We start from the raw sequence: 1,333 nt of genomic DNA, 5'->3' as shown, positions 1-1,333 counted from the left end.
GGAACCCGACCCTGTTCCGTTCGGCCCGTCCCGATGGAGTGATGCCATGCCGATCCGACCAACCCCGCCCGTGCACCCGCGCGGAGGGTCCTTCACCCGGCGGAGCCTGCTCGCCGCAGGCGCCGCGGCCGCCACCGTGCTGCCGCTCGCCGCCTGCTCGAGCCCGCTCGCCGCGGGCATCGCCGGTGCCCCGCTCAACCCGGAGACCCTCGTCTTCTGGAACCTGTTCGGCGGCGGTGACGGCGCCCGCATGCAGCAGATGGAGGCGGGCTACGCCAAGCAGCACGGCGGCCCGTCCTCGATCCAGGCGACGACGTTCGCGTGGGGCAACCCGTACTACTCGAAGGTGACACTCGCCACCGTCGGCAACAAGCCGCCGGACGTCGCGATCGCCCACCTGACCCGCGCGAAGCCGCTGTGGGACGGCGACCTCCTCGACCCGATCACCTCGGACGACCTGGCGAGCGTCGGCCTGAGTGCCAGCGACTTCAACCAGAAGGCGTGGACGGCGCAGAAGACCGACGGGAAGAACATCTGCATCCCGCTCGACACGCACCCGTTCGTCCTGTTTTACAACGTTGACGTGTGCCAGAAGGCCGGGCTGATCGACAGCGACGGCAAGCTCAAGGACCTGTCCGGGCTCGACGCGTTCGAGAAGGCCCTCGCGGCGGTGTCGAAGGTCACCGGCGGCGTCGCGCTCAACGTGGCGAACGTCAGCGAGATCGCCACCCCGTGGCGCTTCTTCTGGACCATGTACAACCAGATCAACGGTTCGACGCCCTTCATCAGCGACGGCGGCTCCAAGCTGACCGTCAACGAGGACAACTACACGAAGGTCACCTCGATGACCGAGAAGTGGGTGAAGAACGGCTGGCTCAACAAGGGCCTCGACTACGCCACCGCCGAGACGCTGATGTTCACGGGCAAGGCCGGGTTCTTCATGCAGGGCGAGTGGGAGATCAGCACCGCGCAGTCGATCAAGGGCCTGAAGTTCGGCATGGCGCCGATCCCGCAGCTCTTCGACAAGCCGGCCACCCAGGCCGACTCGCACACGTTCATCCTGCCGCGGAAGGACCGCACGCCGGAGCAGCGCAAGGCGCACATGCTGTTCATCAAGCAGATGCTCGAGCAGAGCATGACCTGGGCCGAGGGCGGGCACGTGCCGGCCTACATGCCCACGTTCGACAGCACGGCCTACAAGAAGCTCGAGCCGCAGTCCGACTACGCGTCCGCTGCCGAGAGCGCCGTCTTCGACGACCCGGCCTGGTACGGCGGCTCCGGATCGACGTTCGAGAACACGGTCGGGGCGCAGCTCGCCCTCGTGCAGCAGGGC

The 1,333-nt window shown here is 67.7% G+C and carries 1 protein-coding gene; it reads left to right on the top strand.

What is annotated here, in order from left to right; genetic code table 11:
- Positions 1–46 precede the first annotated feature (46 nt).
- A partial coding sequence (locus I59_RS05615; RefSeq protein WP_049976534.1) for an extracellular solute-binding protein occupies positions 47–1,333 on the top strand: 1,287 nt, incomplete at its 3' end.

This window comes from Curtobacterium sp. B8 (assembly GCF_000333315.1).
GTDB classification, from domain to species: Bacteria; Actinomycetota; Actinomycetes; order Actinomycetales; family Microbacteriaceae; genus Curtobacterium; species Curtobacterium luteum.
Note: the sequence above shows the minus strand (reverse complement) of the source record. Positions and strands in the feature narration are given on the sequence as shown.